The organism is Providencia heimbachae ATCC 35613, from assembly GCF_001655055.1.
GTDB lineage: Bacteria > Pseudomonadota > Gammaproteobacteria > Enterobacterales > Enterobacteriaceae > Providencia > Providencia heimbachae.
In genome coordinates this window covers 13,353-29,944 of the sequence record NZ_LXEW01000035.1, presented here as the reverse complement: position 1 = coordinate 29,944, position 16,592 = coordinate 13,353, and the positions used below count along the sequence as shown (strand labels likewise).

16 protein-coding genes are annotated in these 16,592 nt (G+C 41.3%); 11 read left to right on the top strand and 5 right to left on the bottom strand.

Annotated elements, in window-relative coordinates:
- Positions 1-4: 4 nt before the first annotated feature.
- The 7 genes from M998_RS11870 (at position 5) to M998_RS11840 (ending at position 7,100) form a co-directional block, all read left to right on the top strand.
- Positions 5-688 carry a competence protein ComF gene (locus M998_RS11870; RefSeq protein ID WP_068438695.1) on the top strand — a complete coding sequence of 228 codons (684 nt, stop codon included), beginning with the start codon at positions 5-7 and terminating at the stop codon, positions 686-688.
- Positions 689-751: 63 nt separating this feature from the next.
- The gene (nfuA, locus tag M998_RS11865; protein WP_068438699.1) at positions 752-1,330 is read left to right on the top strand and encodes a Fe-S biogenesis protein NfuA; all 579 of its coding nucleotides are present in this window, start codon (positions 752-754) and stop codon (positions 1,328-1,330) included.
- Positions 1,331-1,447: 117 nt separating this feature from the next.
- Positions 1,448-1,771 (top strand): thiosulfate sulfurtransferase GlpE, encoded by a 324-nt coding sequence (glpE, locus tag M998_RS11860; protein ID WP_068438702.1) that lies wholly within the window; start codon positions 1,448-1,450, stop codon positions 1,769-1,771.
- A 16-nt stretch (positions 1,772-1,787) separates the two neighbouring features.
- A complete protein-coding gene (gene glpG / locus M998_RS11855; RefSeq protein ID WP_068438705.1) occupies positions 1,788-2,633 on the top strand; it encodes a rhomboid family intramembrane serine protease GlpG in 846 nt (281 codons plus the stop codon).
- 27 nt (positions 2,634-2,660) lie between these two features.
- A complete protein-coding gene (locus M998_RS11850; protein ID WP_068438709.1) occupies positions 2,661-3,419 on the top strand; it encodes a DeoR/GlpR family transcriptional regulator in 759 nt (252 codons plus the stop codon).
- A 286-nt stretch (positions 3,420-3,705) separates the two neighbouring features.
- Positions 3,706-5,208 carry a glycerol-3-phosphate dehydrogenase gene (gene glpD / locus M998_RS11845; protein WP_068909040.1) on the top strand — a complete coding sequence of 501 codons (1,503 nt, stop codon included), beginning with the start codon at positions 3,706-3,708 and terminating at the stop codon, positions 5,206-5,208.
- A gap of 329 nt (positions 5,209-5,537) precedes the next feature.
- The gene (locus tag M998_RS11840) at positions 5,538-7,100 is read left to right on the top strand and encodes an ATP-binding cassette domain-containing protein (RefSeq protein ID WP_068909038.1); all 1,563 of its coding nucleotides are present in this window, start codon (positions 5,538-5,540) and stop codon (positions 7,098-7,100) included.
- A gap of 60 nt (positions 7,101-7,160) precedes the next feature.
- Here M998_RS11840 and M998_RS11835 read toward each other — a convergent pair whose 3' ends face one another.
- From M998_RS11835 to M998_RS11825, 3 genes are read right to left on the bottom strand one after another with little or no spacing between them, the layout of a single operon-like run.
- The gene (locus tag M998_RS11835) at positions 7,161-7,685 is read right to left on the bottom strand and encodes a DUF2569 family protein (protein ID WP_068909036.1); all 525 of its coding nucleotides are present in this window, start codon (positions 7,683-7,685) and stop codon (positions 7,161-7,163) included.
- A gap of 12 nt (positions 7,686-7,697) precedes the next feature.
- On the bottom strand, positions 7,698-8,051 hold the full coding sequence (locus M998_RS11830; protein WP_068909034.1) for a DUF488 domain-containing protein: 354 nt from the start codon (positions 8,049-8,051) through the stop codon (positions 7,698-7,700).
- A gap of 39 nt (positions 8,052-8,090) precedes the next feature.
- Positions 8,091-8,642, bottom strand: coding sequence for a DUF2569 domain-containing protein (locus tag M998_RS11825; RefSeq protein WP_082787499.1), 552 nt, complete (start codon positions 8,640-8,642; stop codon positions 8,091-8,093).
- Positions 8,643-8,823: 181 nt separating this feature from the next.
- Here M998_RS11825 and M998_RS11820 point away from each other — a divergent pair, with 181 nt between their 5' ends.
- Positions 8,824-9,711, top strand: a complete 888-nt coding sequence (locus tag M998_RS11820; protein WP_068438722.1) for a DNA-3-methyladenine glycosylase family protein — start codon at positions 8,824-8,826, stop codon at positions 9,709-9,711.
- 84 nt (positions 9,712-9,795) lie between these two features.
- Here the strand turns inward: M998_RS11820 and poxB are convergent, their stop codons facing one another.
- Positions 9,796-11,520 (bottom strand): ubiquinone-dependent pyruvate dehydrogenase, encoded by a 1,725-nt coding sequence (gene poxB / locus M998_RS11815; RefSeq protein WP_068438724.1) that lies wholly within the window; start codon positions 11,518-11,520, stop codon positions 9,796-9,798.
- Between the two features lie 778 nt (positions 11,521-12,298).
- Between poxB and proP the strand changes: the two genes are divergently transcribed.
- The 3 genes from proP to M998_RS11800 all read left to right on the top strand — a co-directional run bounded on the left by proP (position 12,299) and on the right by M998_RS11800 (position 15,672).
- The gene (proP, locus tag M998_RS11810) at positions 12,299-13,801 is read left to right on the top strand and encodes a glycine betaine/L-proline transporter ProP (protein WP_068438726.1); all 1,503 of its coding nucleotides are present in this window, start codon (positions 12,299-12,301) and stop codon (positions 13,799-13,801) included.
- A gap of 25 nt (positions 13,802-13,826) precedes the next feature.
- Positions 13,827-15,272 carry a deoxyribodipyrimidine photo-lyase gene (gene phrB / locus M998_RS11805; protein ID WP_068438728.1) on the top strand — a complete coding sequence of 482 codons (1,446 nt, stop codon included), beginning with the start codon at positions 13,827-13,829 and terminating at the stop codon, positions 15,270-15,272.
- Positions 15,273-15,360: 88 nt separating this feature from the next.
- Positions 15,361-15,672: a monooxygenase gene (locus M998_RS11800; RefSeq protein WP_068438730.1), complete on the top strand. Its 312-nt coding sequence runs from the start codon at positions 15,361-15,363 to the stop codon at positions 15,670-15,672.
- Between the two features lie 115 nt (positions 15,673-15,787).
- Here the strand turns inward: M998_RS11800 and M998_RS11795 are convergent, their stop codons facing one another.
- Positions 15,788-16,549, bottom strand: a complete 762-nt coding sequence (locus M998_RS11795) for a class I SAM-dependent methyltransferase (protein ID WP_068909032.1) — start codon at positions 16,547-16,549, stop codon at positions 15,788-15,790.
- Positions 16,550-16,592 lie beyond the last annotated feature (43 nt).

Sequence of the window (16,592 nt, the reverse complement as noted above, 5' to 3'; positions counted from 1 at the left end):
ATCTATGCTAACAATGGAAGGGGCTTGTTGGCTATGCCATCAGCCATTAAAGTTATCTTGTCAGGGAATATGCGGTTTTTGCTTAAAAAATTTACCAACAATGCCGAATTGTTGCCCCCGCTGTGCTTTGCCTTCTGAGCAACAAGATATCGCCTGCGCTCGATGCTTGAACCGCCCACCTTCATGGCACCAATTAATCACAGTAGCGCCTTATCAAGCCCCTTTGCGTAAACTGATCCATCGCTATAAATTTAATAAACAGCCTCAGCTGGCCTTTTCCCTTGCGCGTATTTTTTTACTTTTTTGGCTCAAGGGTTATCGAGAAAATCGATGGCGAAAACCCAATTTGATCCTCACTATTCCGACACATCCTAATCGCTTATGGCGACGAGGATTTGACCATATGGCGCTAATAGGCGAAAATTTATCCACATGGTTAAATATCCCCTATTCACGAAATTCATTATTACGCACTCGTGATACACTGACCCAGATAACGTTAGAACGCGAACGCCGCCAAAGCAACCTAAGGAATGCATTTACCCTAAAAGATACCGTTTCAGGCCTACATGTTGCCATTGTTGATGATGTCATTACGACAGGCGCTACGATGAATACCGCCGCACAATTGCTGATTTGTGCTGGAGCGCATACTGTTGATGCATGGTCCCTGTGTCGCACCTTGTAGGAAAGGGGTAAATGGGCGTATTATAACCAACTGAAGCAGTCAACTATTATTGAGCAAATGATTATGATTAATATTACAGAAGCAGCACAGGCTCATTTTGCCAAGTTGTTGGAAAATCAAGAGCCAGACACCCAAATTCGTGTATTCGTCATTAACCCAGGCACACCTACTGCCGAGTGCGGTGTTTCTTATTGCCCGCCGGGTGCAGTTGAAGCAACAGATAAAGAACTTAAGTTCGAAAAATTATCTGCCTATATTGATGAAATTAGCGCGCCATTCTTAGAAGATGCTGAAATTGATTTCATCACTGACCAATTAGGTTCACAGCTAACGCTAAAAGCACCTAACGCAAAAATGCGTAAAGTGTCTGATGACGCATCGCTCATTGAGCGTGTTGAATACGTTTTACAATCACAAATTAACCCACAATTAGCCGGTCATGGCGGCCGTGTTTCCTTGATGGAAATTACTGACGATGGTTTCGCTATTCTGCAATTCGGTGGTGGTTGTAATGGTTGTTCTATGGTCGATGTGACACTAAAAGAAGGTATTGAGAAAGAGCTTCTCAAAATGTTCGAAGGTGAATTAAAAGGCGTTAAAGACCTGACTGAACACCAACGTGGTGAGCACTCTTTCTATTAAGCTTATCCGAGCGTAATCTGGCGAGTTACTCAGCCTATTTATTTGGCACTCCTGTTTTTACTCGAGTGCCAAAATTTATGCAATTTCAAGGGGTTTCCCCTTAATATTCGGTATTTTATGGACCATTTTGAGACACTAACACCAGAACAAGCCTATCAGCATTTATTAGATGGCACGGCTGTACTTGTCGATGTTCGTGACCCACAAAGTTTTCGTGCAGGGCATGCGAATGGCGCTTACCATCTAACCAATGAATCGCTGAGTGCATTTTTAGAACAAACTGACTACGAACAACCCGTTATGGTCATGTGCTATCACGGGCATAGCAGCCAAGGTGCCGCACAATATCTGATTAATATTGGCTTTGAATCTGTTTACAGTATCCGTGGTGGATTTGAAGCATGGTTAAGGGAATACCCACAAGCCGTTACGGCGCTCTAGATGAGAACATGCATTCATGACCCATATTATTTCTTTTGCTAACCCCAGAATGGCTCAAGCATTCATTGACTATATGGCAAGTCAGCATATTTCTATTCGAATGCAACAATCGTCCGACAAACAGCAATTTGAACTTTGGCTAGAGGATGAACAACACCTCTCGCGAGTCCAAAAAGAATTGGAAACTTTTCTACACGATCCTAATAACCCTCGCTATCTCGAAGCCAGCTGGCAAACCGGAAACACCAACGCACAATTCGAATATCGTAACTACCTCACCCTAAGCTATTTAAAAGAGCAATCCGGCCCATTAACCATCGCTGTCATTCTGTTATCGGTTGTTGTATATCTTTGGGTAGTTATGACGGATGCGCGAGAGGTTTTGCGTTATTTAGCTTGGCCAATAGGTAGCCAACAAAGTGAATTGTGGCGCTGGTTTAGCCCTGCATTTGTCCACTTTTCAATTTCACATATCGGCTTTAATCTCGCGTTATGGTGGTTTCTTGCAGGCCAAGTCGAGCGAAAACTCGGTAGTGGCAAGCTTTTTACCATTTTATTAGTCTCCGCATTATTTAGTAATTGGGGCCAATCGCTGTTTAGTGAAAATAACTTTGGTGGTTTATCGGGTGTTGTTTATGCTCTGGTCAGTTATGTTTGGCTAACTGGAGAGCGTAGACCTGAAACCGGTATCGGTGTCCCCCGAGGGTTGATGATCTTCTCAATTATCTGGCTCTTTTTCGGCTATTTCGATATTTTAGGTATGCATATTGCCAATGCCGCACATACTTCAGGGTTAATCATCGGCTTATTGATGGGAGTATGGGATAATAGGCATAGCTTTAAACACCAGAGCGCCAAATAGAATATTTTATAATTAGAGGCTAACGCTGTGAAACAAACCCAGAGACATGATGCAATCATTGAACTTGTGCGTCTTCAGGGATATGTCAGTACTGAAGAACTTGTCGAACATTTTGAGGTCAGCCCTCAAACCATTCGGCGAGACCTCAATGATCTTGCTGAACAAAATAAGATTCAGCGACACCACGGCGGTGCAGCATTGCCTTCCAGCTCAGTCAATGCCGCTTATCATGATAGAAAAATCATGTGGTCAGACGAAAAAGCGCGTATTGCACAACATGTTGCCAGCCAGATCCCTGACGGTGCGACCTTGTTTATTGATATTGGTACCACACCTGAAGCGGTTGCTCACGCCTTAGTGAATCATAAAAACCTTAGAGTTGTGACCAATAACCTTAACGTTGCAACACTACTGATGCCGAAAGAAGATTTTCGTTTGATTTTAGCCGGTGGTGAAGTTCGTTCACGAGATGGTGGAATTGTGGGTGAAGCTACTCTCGATTTTATCTCTCAATTTAGGCTGGACTACGGCATCCTCGGTATCAGTGGCATCGATATGGATGGCTCGCTGCTTGAATTCGATTATCATGAGGTGCGTACTAAACGCGCAATTATTGAGAATTCGCGTTGTGTTATGTTAGTCACCGACCATTCGAAATTTGGCCGCAATGCAATGGTTAACCTCGGCAATATGAACCTTATTGATTATCTGTTTACCGATAAGCAACCTCCTGACAGTATCCTCAAAGTCATCGAACAACATAATGTTCAATTAGAACTTTGCTAATCAAATAATCGCCCCCCTATGATGGTAGTTCCGCTACCATCATATCTTTTAAAATATTCCTTCCATTCGTTTCTCCTATTTTCTTATGCTTTATCGCTCTGCAACATTTATTTTTTGTAAAAATAACAACATAGAATGTATGGTTATTGAAAATACTTTGTTATCGATATCACGTACTTGTTATTTATATTTCGATTACTAGTTGGCATATTAATAGATTTTGATTACAATCAAATGAGCGAAAACGAACATTATTGAAAATGTTTCGAACATCTCAGGGGGATGCATGGAAACGAAAGACTTGATTATAATTGGCGGCGGGATCAACGGCGCTGGTATTGCAGCAGATGCTGCTGGCCGTGGATTATCTGTATTACTGCTCGAAGCTCAAGACTTGGCAAGTGCCACCTCATCTGCGAGTTCAAAACTTATTCATGGCGGCTTACGTTATCTTGAACATTATGAGTTCAGACTCGTCAGTGAAGCGCTTGCTGAGCGTGAAGTTCTGCTAAAATTAGCGCCACACATTGCCTTTCCAATGCGCTTTCGTCTACCCCATCAGCCCCATTTACGCCCTGCGTGGATGATCCGTATTGGTCTATTTTTATATGACCACTTAGGTAAGCGTACCAGCCTACCAAGCAGTAAAGGGTTGAAATTCAATCAAAATACTGTGCTTAAACCGGAGCTAACAAAAGGCTTCGAGTACTCCGATTGCTGGGTTGATGATGCGCGTTTAGTCGTGTTAAACGCTCAAGAAGTGATACGCAAAAAAGGTGAAGTTCGCACTCGCACAAAAGTCACTCGCGCCTATCGTGAAAATGGCTTATGGGTAGTTGAAGCCCAAGACTTACGTACTGGAGAAACCCACACGTGGAAAGCCAAAGGTCTCGTTAATGCAACAGGACCTTGGGTAAAAGAATTCTTTGATGATGGCTTGAAATTAAAATCACCTTACGGCATTCGTTTGATTAAAGGCAGCCATATTGTTGTTCGCCGTGCCCATGATGAGCCACAAGCTTATATCTTACAAAACGAAGATAATCGAATTGTTTTCGTTATTCCTTGGATGGATGAGTTTTCTATTATTGGCACCACCGATGTTGAATACAACGGCGATCCAAAAAATGTCAAAATTGATGAAAACGAAATTAACTACTTATTAAAAGTGTATAACGACCACTTTAAGAAACAGTTAGATAAAACGGATATCGTTTGGGATTACTCTGGGGTTCGCCCATTGTGTGATGACGAATCAGATTCACCACAGGCGATTACGCGCGACTATACGCTCGATATTCACGATGAAAACGGCCAAGCACCATTACTCTCTGTATTTGGTGGTAAATTAACAACTTACCGTAAACTAGCAGAAGCCGCCGTCACAAAACTGGCTAGCTATTACCCAAATGCAGGTAGTCCATGGACCAAAAATGGTCAGCTGCCCGGTGGTGATATTGAAGGCTGTGATCGTGATGGCTATGCACGTGTATTACGTCAGCACTATCAGTGGCTCCCTGAAGGGCTTGCACTACGTTACGCCAGAACCTACGGCAGTAACAGTAAACTGATCCTTGAAGGCGCAAACTCACTGAGCGACCTTGGTGAAGCTTTTGGTACCAACGTTTACGAAGCTGAGTTACGTTACTTAGTTAACAATGAATGGGTTGTCGAATTAGATGATGCCATTTGGCGTCGTACAAAATTGGGCATGTGGCTGAATGATGATGAAAAACAGCGCATTGCACAATGGCTGGCAGAGCAAACGAAAGCGGCTGTGTTGGCGTAGTTAGTAAAGTATAAAAATCTCGTTGTAAATAAAAGAGCTGGTCGGATCATTTCTGACTGGCTTTTTTACCTCACGAGAGAAATATAAAAATAGTCTCCAAGACCAATAATTTGCACAAACACATTCTCTTAGCCTATAATACCTCCGTATGATTTTCACTCTCACTCTACTTAGCAGGTACTTCCTACGATGAACTAAGCACTGCCAGAAAATATTTTTCAAATACCCTTTAAGTATTTATTTTTCTGTTCCTGGCGGGCAATAGTTATCATCCAAGCTTATTTTGTAAGCCAACGACCTTGTCTGCCATCTCTCTTTTGGAGGTGCTCATGACAATCGCTTGTCACTTTTCACAACTCAATATTGAATTTAACCAAACGACACTATTTCCCTCGCTAAATGGCGCATTGTCTTGCCAAAAAAATGCCCTTATCGGTAATAATGGCAAAGGAAAATCGGTGTTAATGCGCATACTTGCGCAAGCATTATCACCAACATCGGGCAAAGTTCACTGGAATATCCCTTTTATTCATGTGGATCAACTGACTCGCTTAACGGGAAATACCCTAATAGAGGCGTTGGGCATCACTGAGCTTTATCACGCTTTTTCTCGTATTGAAGCGGGTAATGGCAATATGGAAGATTTCGAATTAACCGAAGATAGATGGCATTTGCCCGCTGCATGGCAAAGTCTATTAGATTCAGCCAAATTACCTATTGAGATGGAAACCCCGATTGCACACCTAAGTGGCGGCGAACGAACTCGCTTAGCCCTTTGTCGTGCATTTTTATATCAAGACCATTTTTTATTATTGGATGAACCCGATAACCATCTTGATATCCCAGGACGCCAATGGCTAAAAGATAAACTCGATCAGCACAGTGCTGGTAGCCTCGTGATCACCCACAATCGCGCTTTATTGGCCCATATGGAGGCTATTTTCGAGTTGAATGAGAACGGATTGCAAGAGTATGGGGGAAATTATGCCTTGTATGATGAGCAAAAAAAATTCGAGATGGCTTCAATTGAGGCTGAGTCTGAACGACTCGATAAACATATACGCCATGAAAAACAGCAGCAGCAAGCAACGTTACAAAAAGCAGCGCAGCGGCGTAAACAAGGGGAAAGCATTCGTAAAAGTGGTTCACAATCTTTGCTGTTACTGGATATGAAAAAAAATCGGGCTGAAAAAAGGCAATCAGGCGTCGCTGAACGCCACCAGCGCGTACTTGGAAACTTACAAACTCAATTACAACAAAGCCAAGATAAAGCCATTCACACAAAGCCGCAAAAAATGGCATTAAATTACCAATCTGACGGCAATAAAGTCACAGTATTTGCCTCTGATTTATGTTTACCCTATGGCTATTCGTCCCCCCTTTCATTTACCGCATACAGTGGCGAACACTGGCACATTAAAGGGAATAATGGTTCCGGTAAATCCACTTTACTCAAGGTGCTTACCGGTCAAACTAAAGCGAGTTCAGGTGAGTATCGTCTTAGCGGCGATTTTTGCTATCTGGACCAACACTTAAATTTACTCGATAAATCACGCCCCGTTGCAGAAGCATTACATCAATATCAGCCTTCTTTTACAGTGGAACAATGGCGAACACAGCTTGGTATGCTACGCATTCGCGGGGAAAAATCACAGCAGCCCTTAAATAAACTCAGTGGGGGGGAACAGCTTAAAGCCACTTTATTAGCGCTAACCCATAGCCCAAAACCACCGGCGATTTTATTGCTCGATGAACCGGATAACCACTTAGATTTAGAATCAACACAATTGCTGGAAACACTATTAAGCGAATATCAAGGCACGCTATTTTTAGTTTCTCACGATGAGGAATTTATTAAGCACTGTAATATTACACATCAATTGAATCTATAAGCGCTATTGAGAAAGGCTGTCTAATGACAGCCTTTTTCTATTATAAATCAGTGACAGTTATTAACGAATAAAGGTATTTTTTACACGGTTGGAGACCAAAAAATAAGGGATCCATAGAACGCAATAAAAGCTCCCGTTAATCGCAGTGATCACATTTGTGTAATTGATTTCTAACCCGAAAAAAGTGGGAAAAACAAAACGTGCATTAATTACCATCGCCGTATAAAAAACCATCGAGATAATAAACAGTGATTTGGCACTTTTTTTCCATTTAACGGCAGCAATAAAGGTCCATAGCAATAAAACAATTAATAACCCATAGCCACTTTGCAATGCATAAAATGCAGATGAGAAGCCTGAAACATAAAAATCAGAATCGGGTTGCGTCGCTAATGGCCAAGCTATTTTTACTTGAGCTATCTCTTGTAGCATCATCACAACCGCTTTATAGAGCATATAAAATAGCCCTATCATCGGTAAAATTAGCCATCCACTAATCCCCTGAAGTGGTGACTTTTCCACACCTTGCGGTATAGTTTGGGCGAATTGTTGCTCTGCCTCAGACGGTACCTGATTTGCATCCATTCTAATCACCTTCTATTTATCTTGTATCTGTTCTTCAAGAAATGCCTTTAGTACCTTAGCCTGATTATGTTGAGTATCTTTTGCACTATACAAAAGCGTTAAACTCCCTTGCTTAGCCTTTTCAGCTAACGGCTGCCAGGCTTGGCTTTCATAAAGCTCTTGGCGATATCGTTCAATGAATTGTTCAAATTGATCCGTATTTTGATGAAACCATTTGCGTAAGTCATTAGAAGGGGCAACCTCTTTATTCCATTCCTCGCACTGCAAATCTATTTTTTTTATTCCACGAGGCCATAGCCTATCGATTAAGACTCGATAACCATCCTCCGAAGAGAGAGGGTCATAGACTCTTTTACAATAAATCATGAGTTCTTCTCCTATTTATCAGATGAGTTAAATCGTAGTTCAATTAATAAAGGTATTTTTAACCCTAACCGAAAGTAAGAAATACGGTATCCAAATCGCACAGCTCACGACGCCTCGCATAATATCTTTAATATCTGAACTCTCAAGTTCTAAATCAAGCAGCGACATTGCTAACACAATATCCGAAATAGTCAGTAATAAAGAAAATAACTGAAAGAAAATATAAACCTTAATGGTAATTTTCTTCTTAGTGAAAAAAACATAACACAGGAATAATAGTGCTGCATATAATATGCTGTTTCCCAGCACCTCAAAATAGATCAATTCTTTAAATAATGGAATAAAGGAGTCCGATTGAGCATTAGTTAACTCGTCCCAATATTCAATGACTTCAACATTTTGCATATAAATAGCAAAAGGTAAAATAAAAATAGACAGTACGATCCCTAGCATAGGCAGAATAAGCCACCCGCCGAGCCCTTTTAACTCACTAGGTTGCTTTTGCCGTGGAGGCGAAGTTATCGCATTTGTCTCACCATGAGAAGGCGGTTGTATTCCACCTTGAGATGAATTATTTTCTTCATTTCTCATTGTCACATCCTTGGCTTTTAGCTTTATTCACTTTATTCCACGCAGAGTGCTTTTATAGACTCCAACAATAATCATTAATCTGTCATGATTATTGTCAACAAGATAGCATATTTAATAAGTTAAATATGAGCAGTGAAATGCTCTTCATAATAAAAAATAAAAATCTGATAAGGCCATAACTATGTCAACAATTTTACTGCCAGAACACTATCGTTCCGATGATTTTTTTGCCTTTCATTTAAGGGATCAACAAAATATTGCCGAAATTGTTGATGAAAATTGTTTACGTAAAGGAATTATTTGGCAAGGTAATGCGGCACAAATTCATCTTCACATTGAAAATCAAAAAGCGGTGATTTCACTCGATATTGATTCATCAAACTTCAGTGTGAGTGAAAAGCAAGCATCATCATTAGGCCAACATATGCTTGGACTAAATCAAGACGTCGCAAAATTTGAACAACAATACTCAGCAGACCCGATTCTTGAAAAATTAATTAACAACCAAAAAGAATTGAGAATTTATCAATCTGCCAGTCCATTTGAAGCTTTGGTTTGGGCAATTATTGGCCAACAAATTAGTGTCCATGCCGCCATTGCGATTCGTCGTCGCTTTATTCAAGCCGTAGGTATTCAACATTCTTCGGGTATTTGGTGTTTCCCTACCGAGCAACAAGTCATGTTAGTCGATGACGATATTTTACGCCAAACGGGCTTCTCAACAGGTAAAATCATTGCATTGAGAGCATTGTGTGATGCTATTCAAAACCAGCACCTCGATTTATCACAGCAAGTTTCGCCGGAAAATGTTGCCGTGATCACTGAGCAACTTTTGAGTATTAAAGGGATCGGTCCTTGGACCGTAAGTTATGCGCTGCTTCGTGGATTTAACTACCTAGATGGTTCTTTGCATGGGGATGTTGCGGTGCGACGTAATTTACAAAAGTTACTCCAACAAGAGACGCAGCCGACCGCTAAAGAAACGGAAAAATGGTTAGAACAATTTTCACCTTGGCGTGCTCTTGTTGCTGCTCATTTATGGCGTAGCCAATCTGCAGCAGGGTATTAATCAAAAAAATATTTTACAGATGAATAAATCAAGCCCAATCAATCATGAGTTAATTGGGCTTGATGGGGCTATAAAATCAAATAATTAGCGTAGCCAGTTTGTTTTTACGAGTTGTAAAACTTCATCACCACGACCACTCATGATCGCTTTCATCATATATAAGCTAAAACCTTTCGCTTCTTGCGCTTCGATTTCTGGCGGCATAGAAAGTTCTTGTTTTGCCGTTAACACATCAACAATAACAGGACCATCATAAGCAAAAGCTTCTTTCAATGCAGAATCCAGATCCTCGCTTTTTTCTACGCGAATACCTTTAATCCCAGCCGCATTTGCAATAGCTGCAAAATTTGGGTTTTGCAAATCAGTACCTGCGGTTAAAAAGCCAGCGACCTTCATTTCCATCGCAACAAAGCCTAAAACTCCGTTATTATGAATGATAATTTTTACGGGTAACTGCATTTGTGACAGTGAAATAAAATCGCCCATCAACATGCTAAAGCCACCATCACCGCACATCGCGATAACTTGACGTTTTTTATCAACCGATTGAGCTCCTAAAGCTTGAGGCATTGCATTTGCCATTGAGCCATGATTAAAAGAGCCAATTAGGCGACGCTTTCCATTCATTTTTAAGTAACGCGCTGCCCATACAGTTGGTGTACCGACATCGCAGGTGAAAATGGCATCATCATTCGCCAGCTCACTAATTTTAGTTGCCAGATATTGTGGATGAATAAGACCTTCATGACCCGGTTTGGCTAAATCATCTAACCCTTTACGCGCCTCTGCATAGTGCTTTAATGCACCCTCTAAATGTTTTTGATCCTGTTTAGCCTGTAAATGAGGCTGCAATGCCGTCAGTGTAGCCTTGATATCGCCAATCAACCCCATATCAATATGACAATGAGAGCCTAGGCTGCCTGCATTAATATCAATTTGAATGATTTTTGCATCATTCGGATAGAATGGACGATAAGGGAATTGTGTCCCGAGTAGCACCACTGTATCCGCATTCATCATCGCATGATAACCCGATGAAAAACCGATAAGCCCCGTCATTCCAACACTATACGGGTTATCCCATTCAATATGTTCTTTACCACGTAGAGCATGCACAACCGGCGCTTTAAGTGTTTCGGCCAGTTTAATCACTTCATCATGAGCGCCCGCACAACCGTTTCCACAAAATAGTGTAATATTATTCGATTGATTTAATGCTTCTGCCAGTTTTTCAATCTCCGTACGCTGCGGCATGATAAGCGGTGCTTGTGGCTGATACCATGTATCTTTTACCATTTCTGGTGCATCTTTTAGCGCAATATCGCCCGGAATAACAACGACTGAAACGCCTTTATTGAGAATAGCTTTGCGCATGGCAATACCGAGCACCTGCTGGATTTGCTCTGGATTCGTGACCATTTCACAATAGTGGCTGCATTCACGGAATAGTTCGGTTGGATGCGTTTCTTGGAAGTAATTACTCCCGATCTCACTGGAAGGGATGTGTGCGGCAATCGCTAACACGGGTACTCGGTTACGATGACAATCATACAACCCATTGATAAGATGCATATTACCAGGCCCACAAGAGCCAGCGCAAACGGCTAAATTTCCAGTAAGTTGAGCCTCAGAACCTGCGGCAAATGCGGCAACCTCTTCATGCCGAGTACCTAACCACTCAATATTACCTTGGCGACGTAAGCTATCAGTGAAGCCGTTCAATGAATCTCCAGTCACGCCCCAGATACGTTTAACACCTGCGTTATCAAGCATTTTGGCGATATAAGATGCAACACTCTGTTTTTTCATAATGGCACTCTTTTTAAGTCAGATAATAGATTATTTGCAAAAACTACATTGTATTTTGCAATACTCGGTCATTCTCAAACTCTTCATCAAATTTAATCGATTGTAACCAAACAGATTTGCTATTCATACGGATGTAATTAAATATAAAACAGAACAATACAATCATCCGCTAATATCGAAAGAAGAGCTTAACAACAGAATAAGTAAAGAGTTTACCATCAACCCGATCATACAAAATAAGAGCATCAAAAATAGATTTATTATTGTTTTTCTTATTTTTATTACCATAAAAATAACGTATTAACACATACGTAAATTCTCTGTTATATAACATTCTACATTATCCAAAGCTTAGCCCATCCATCATCACACTCTACGTTAGCGTTAAAGTTCAAAAACAAAAGACCCGGCAGCATAAAGCGCCTATATTTTACATTTAATCGACATTAATGTATGATAGAGAGATGTTTGGTTATTCAAAGGAGCGTCTTTTGCTTTATTTACAACAATTATATTTACAATTAAATTGCCCACAACATCGCTCTTCGCTATATTCCCACCTGCAATGATGTATCTAAAAATAGCTGATTAAAATCAATATAAGCAGCGAAATAACAAAATTAAACTTCAAAATACTTAATAAACTGATGCATTCTACAGATAACGACTATTCTAAATATTCAGTCCTTGCTCTTTGTCCTAATAAATTGGATGCGGAAACCCTACATTTTGAATGCTGTTAATCATGTTGTTTAAATTCAGATAAGAGGATGGTTCCATGAAATTCAGAAAGAAAAAAGAAAAACCGTTAAATATTAATGATATTACTATCATTGATGACGGCAAATTAAAAAAAGCAATCACCGCAGCTTCGCTGGGTAATGCGATGGAATGGTTTGATTTCGGTGTATACGGCTTCCTCGCCTATGTATTGGGTCAAGTTTTCTTTCCGGGCGCATCACCGAGCGTCCAAATGATAGCTGCACTTGCCACCTTCTCGGTACCGTTCTTAGTCAGACCACTTGGTGGGCTTGTATTTGGTGTTCTCGGCGACAAATATGGCCGACAAAAAGTGTTGTCGATGACCATTATTATTATGGCCGTCAGTACCTTCTGTATCGGGCTAATTCCCGCATATGACACCATCGGGATCTGGGCACCAATCTTATTATTGCTAGCAAAACTCGCTCAAGGGTTTTCTGTTGGCGGCGAATATTCAGGTGCGGCAATTTTTGTGGCTGAGTACTCCCCTGACCGTAAGCGTGGGTTCATGGGAAGCTGGTTAGATTTCGGCTCAATTGCAGGTTTTGTACTTGGTGCCGGTGTTGTTGTACTAATCTCGAGTATTTTAGGGGATGAAAGCTTCCATGAATGGGGATGGAGAATACCTTTCTTCTTAGCGTTACCATTAGGGATTGTTGGTCTCTATTTACGCCACTCTCTTGAAGAAACCCCTGCATTCCAACAACATATTGAGACATTGGCTAAACAAGACAAAGCCAATATTGAAAATCCGCCGAAAGTCTCTTTCCGTGAAGTGGCCTCAAAATATTGGAAAAGCTTACTTATCTGTGTGGGTTTAGTTATCGCAACAAACGTTACTTACTATATGTTGCTAACCTATATGCCAAGCTACTTGTCCCATAACCTTAACTACTCTACCGACCACGGCGTACTAATTATTATTGCCATTATGATTGGTATGTTATTTGTACAGCCTATAATCGGGATGACGAGTGATAAAATTGGTCGACGCCCTTTTGTTATTATCGGTAGTGTCGGGCTGATCTTTTTAGCATACCCAGCGTTTATGTTAATAAACAGCGGTTCTGTTGGTTTGATTTTTGTTGGTTTATTAATTCTTGCCGTATTGCTTAACTGTTTTACTGGAGTAATGGCCTCAATCTTACCGGCTATTTTCCCAACAAATATTCGTTACAGTGCATTAGCTATCGCATTTAATATTTCAGTATTAATTGCAGGTGCAACGCCGACAGTAGCAGCATGGTTAGTTGAATCTACTAATGATCTATATATGCCTGCATATTATCTGATTGTGATTGCGTTAATTGGCTTATATACCGGTATTAGAATGCCTGAAACGGCGAATAAGCCGCTTCGAGGTGCAACACCTGCCGCATCGGATAAAGCTGAAGCAAAAGAAATTTTAAGTGAGCACTTTGACAATATTGAGCAAAAAGTTGAAGATATTGATCAACAAATTGCTGAGCTTGAGAAAAAACGTCAGTCATTAATCAATCAGCACCCTAAATTAGATTAGTTTTCAAAAACTCAGGAGGAAAGCGGTGGCAGAACAACAGGTTTGTCATCTTATCTGGTTTCGCAATGACTTGAGAATAACCGATAATAAAGCGCTTTCCTCCGCTTGCGTTAACCCGCAAGCAAAAGTGATCGCGATATTTACGGCAACGCCGCAACAGTGGTTAGCACACGGCGTTTCTTCTCGACAGATTACTTTCTTGCACCAAAATCTTGTTGAGTTACAACAAGCCCTTGCCCAACTGGGTATCCCATTAATTTGCCAAACAATGCCTGATTTTACGGGCGCGGCTCAGTGGGTATTGGATTATGCCAAAGAGCAGCACGCGGATGCTCTTTTCTTCAATCGTCAATATGAACTCAATGAAAAACAACGGGATGATTGGTTAGTTAAGCAATCGCACTCTCTGCATATTCATGCCTTTGATGATGCACTGCTACTCCCTCCAAGTACGGTCAATAATCAAAAAGGGGAGATGTACCAAGTTTATACGCCCTTTCGTCGCGCATTTATCACGCAATTGACCGCGACTGATTGTCGTTCGCTAACCGCCCCCGAAAAACGGGGTAAACCATTAGCGATTGAGTGTACCCAACCATTATTTGCACATGTTGCTACGGATATTTCGCCACAATTTAAAGCGGGGGAACAGGCTGCTCGCCATCAGCTTAGGCAATTTTGTCGTGAGCGCGTACAAAATTATCAACGAGACAGAGATATCCCATCGATTGATGGAACCAGCCAATTATCCCCTTATTTAGCCGTCGGGGTGCTATCACCTCGTCAATGTTTTAATCGCTTACAAGCAGAGAACCCACAGCTACTCGATTATCCTGACAGTGGTGCATTTACTTGGCTTAATGAGCTAATTTGGCGTGAGTTTTATACCCATTTATTGGTCGCTTTTCCGCGCCTTTGCCGCTATCAGCCCTTTATTCAATGGACGCAGCATATTCAGTGGAATCATTCGCCAGATGATTTTGATGCATGGAAAAATGGGCAAACAGGTTATCCGATTGTGGATGCAGCCATGCGCCAATTAAATGAAACAGGCTGGATGCATAACCGTTTACGCATGATTGTTGCTAGTTTTTTGGTGAAAGATCTATTAATTGATTGGCGAAAAGGTGAGCAGTACTTTATGAGTCAACTCATCGATGGCACGCTAGCGGCAAACAATGGTGGCTGGCAATGGTCAGCATCAACAGGGGTCGATGCATCTCCTTGGTTTCGGATTTTTAATCCCACAACCCAAGGCCAAAAATTTGACCCACAGGGCACCTTTATTCGGCACTGGTTACCTGAATTGAAAAATGTACCCGACAAATATATCCATGCGCCCCATGAATGGGCGGCAGCCAATCATATACAACTCAATTACCCAATACCGATGGTTGACCATAAGCAAGCAAGATTAAACACGCTAGAAGCTTTTGAGGCCGGAAAACGAAATAGTCTTAAAGTTGAATAACCATCAAGGTTATAAATCTTTATATTTGTCATACTTCAGGTTGCATATCAGCAATAGCGAAGATAGAACCACATAACAAGGAGAAAGTATGCAGGTGCTTTTACAAGTCGATTTTCCATACCAAGGACCATGGGGTGATGAAATGACAGTAGCAATGAACACTCTTGCTGAATCTATCAACCAAGAACCCGGTTTTTTGTGGAAAGTTTGGACAGAAAATAAAGAGACACAACAAGCAGGTGGGATCTACCTGTTTGCATCGGAATCGGATGCACAAGCTTACCTACAAAAACATAGTGCTCGTTTAAAATCCTTTGGTATTCCTGAAGTTTATGGAAAAATCTTTGCGGTAAACACCGCACTGAGCCAACTGAACCAAGCACAGTTTATTCAAAAATAATTAGCCTCTTCATACTTCAAGTTGTAGCATTGTTGACTACGTTCATTCGTACGAGTCGCCTAGCTACACCTTGAATTATTTTGAATAGATACAAATGTTATTCCAAATAACATCGTTAAAGGCGCTGGAATTCAAACAACATCACATCTGAAGTGAATGAGCCATCATCTTGTACCGCAAAATAATTTTTTGCTTCGTGGCTTAATGTCCCTTGATATTGACGAATCGCATCAACCAAAGGTTGTGGTGTTCTCATCCGCTCAACCCAACTGCTAAACTCCAACGCTAACCGAAAACTTTTTATGCCACTAACAAACAACCCCGCATTATTAAACATCCCCGACCATTCCCCGGCAGAATAATCACGAATATGCGAAGTATCTCGCAGCACTTCAACCGTTTGCAGATAGATATCCAATACGGGATGCCCGGGTGATACTACATCAATAAAAATGCCTCGACCACCAGGCTTTAATACGCGGCGAACCTCTCGTAATGCAAGTTCAACATCGTGCCAATGATGCGCCGAATAACGGCTAATGACGATATCAAAGACACTGTCACCAAACGGCAATGATTCCGCTGTTCCCTTACAGGTAGAGATATTTTTAAGATTGCGATCCGCAGCCGTTTTCTCTACCACATCTAACATAGCATCTGATAAATCATAAGCGATAACTGAGCTAACTAACGGAGCGGCATGAAAACTAGCATGCCCAGCGCCACAACCAAGATCGAGTACGCTTGCGTCATGACTTCCTTGCAATGAATGCTGCAAGGCAAGTAAATCTTCACCTTGCGCATGCACTTGGCTAGTTAAATACGAGTTGGCTTGCTCATCGAATTGCTGATAAACCGCTTGGTGGTGTGTTTTCATCACTGCTTCCTCTGCGCTAATTACGTTATTTATCCATCAAAAC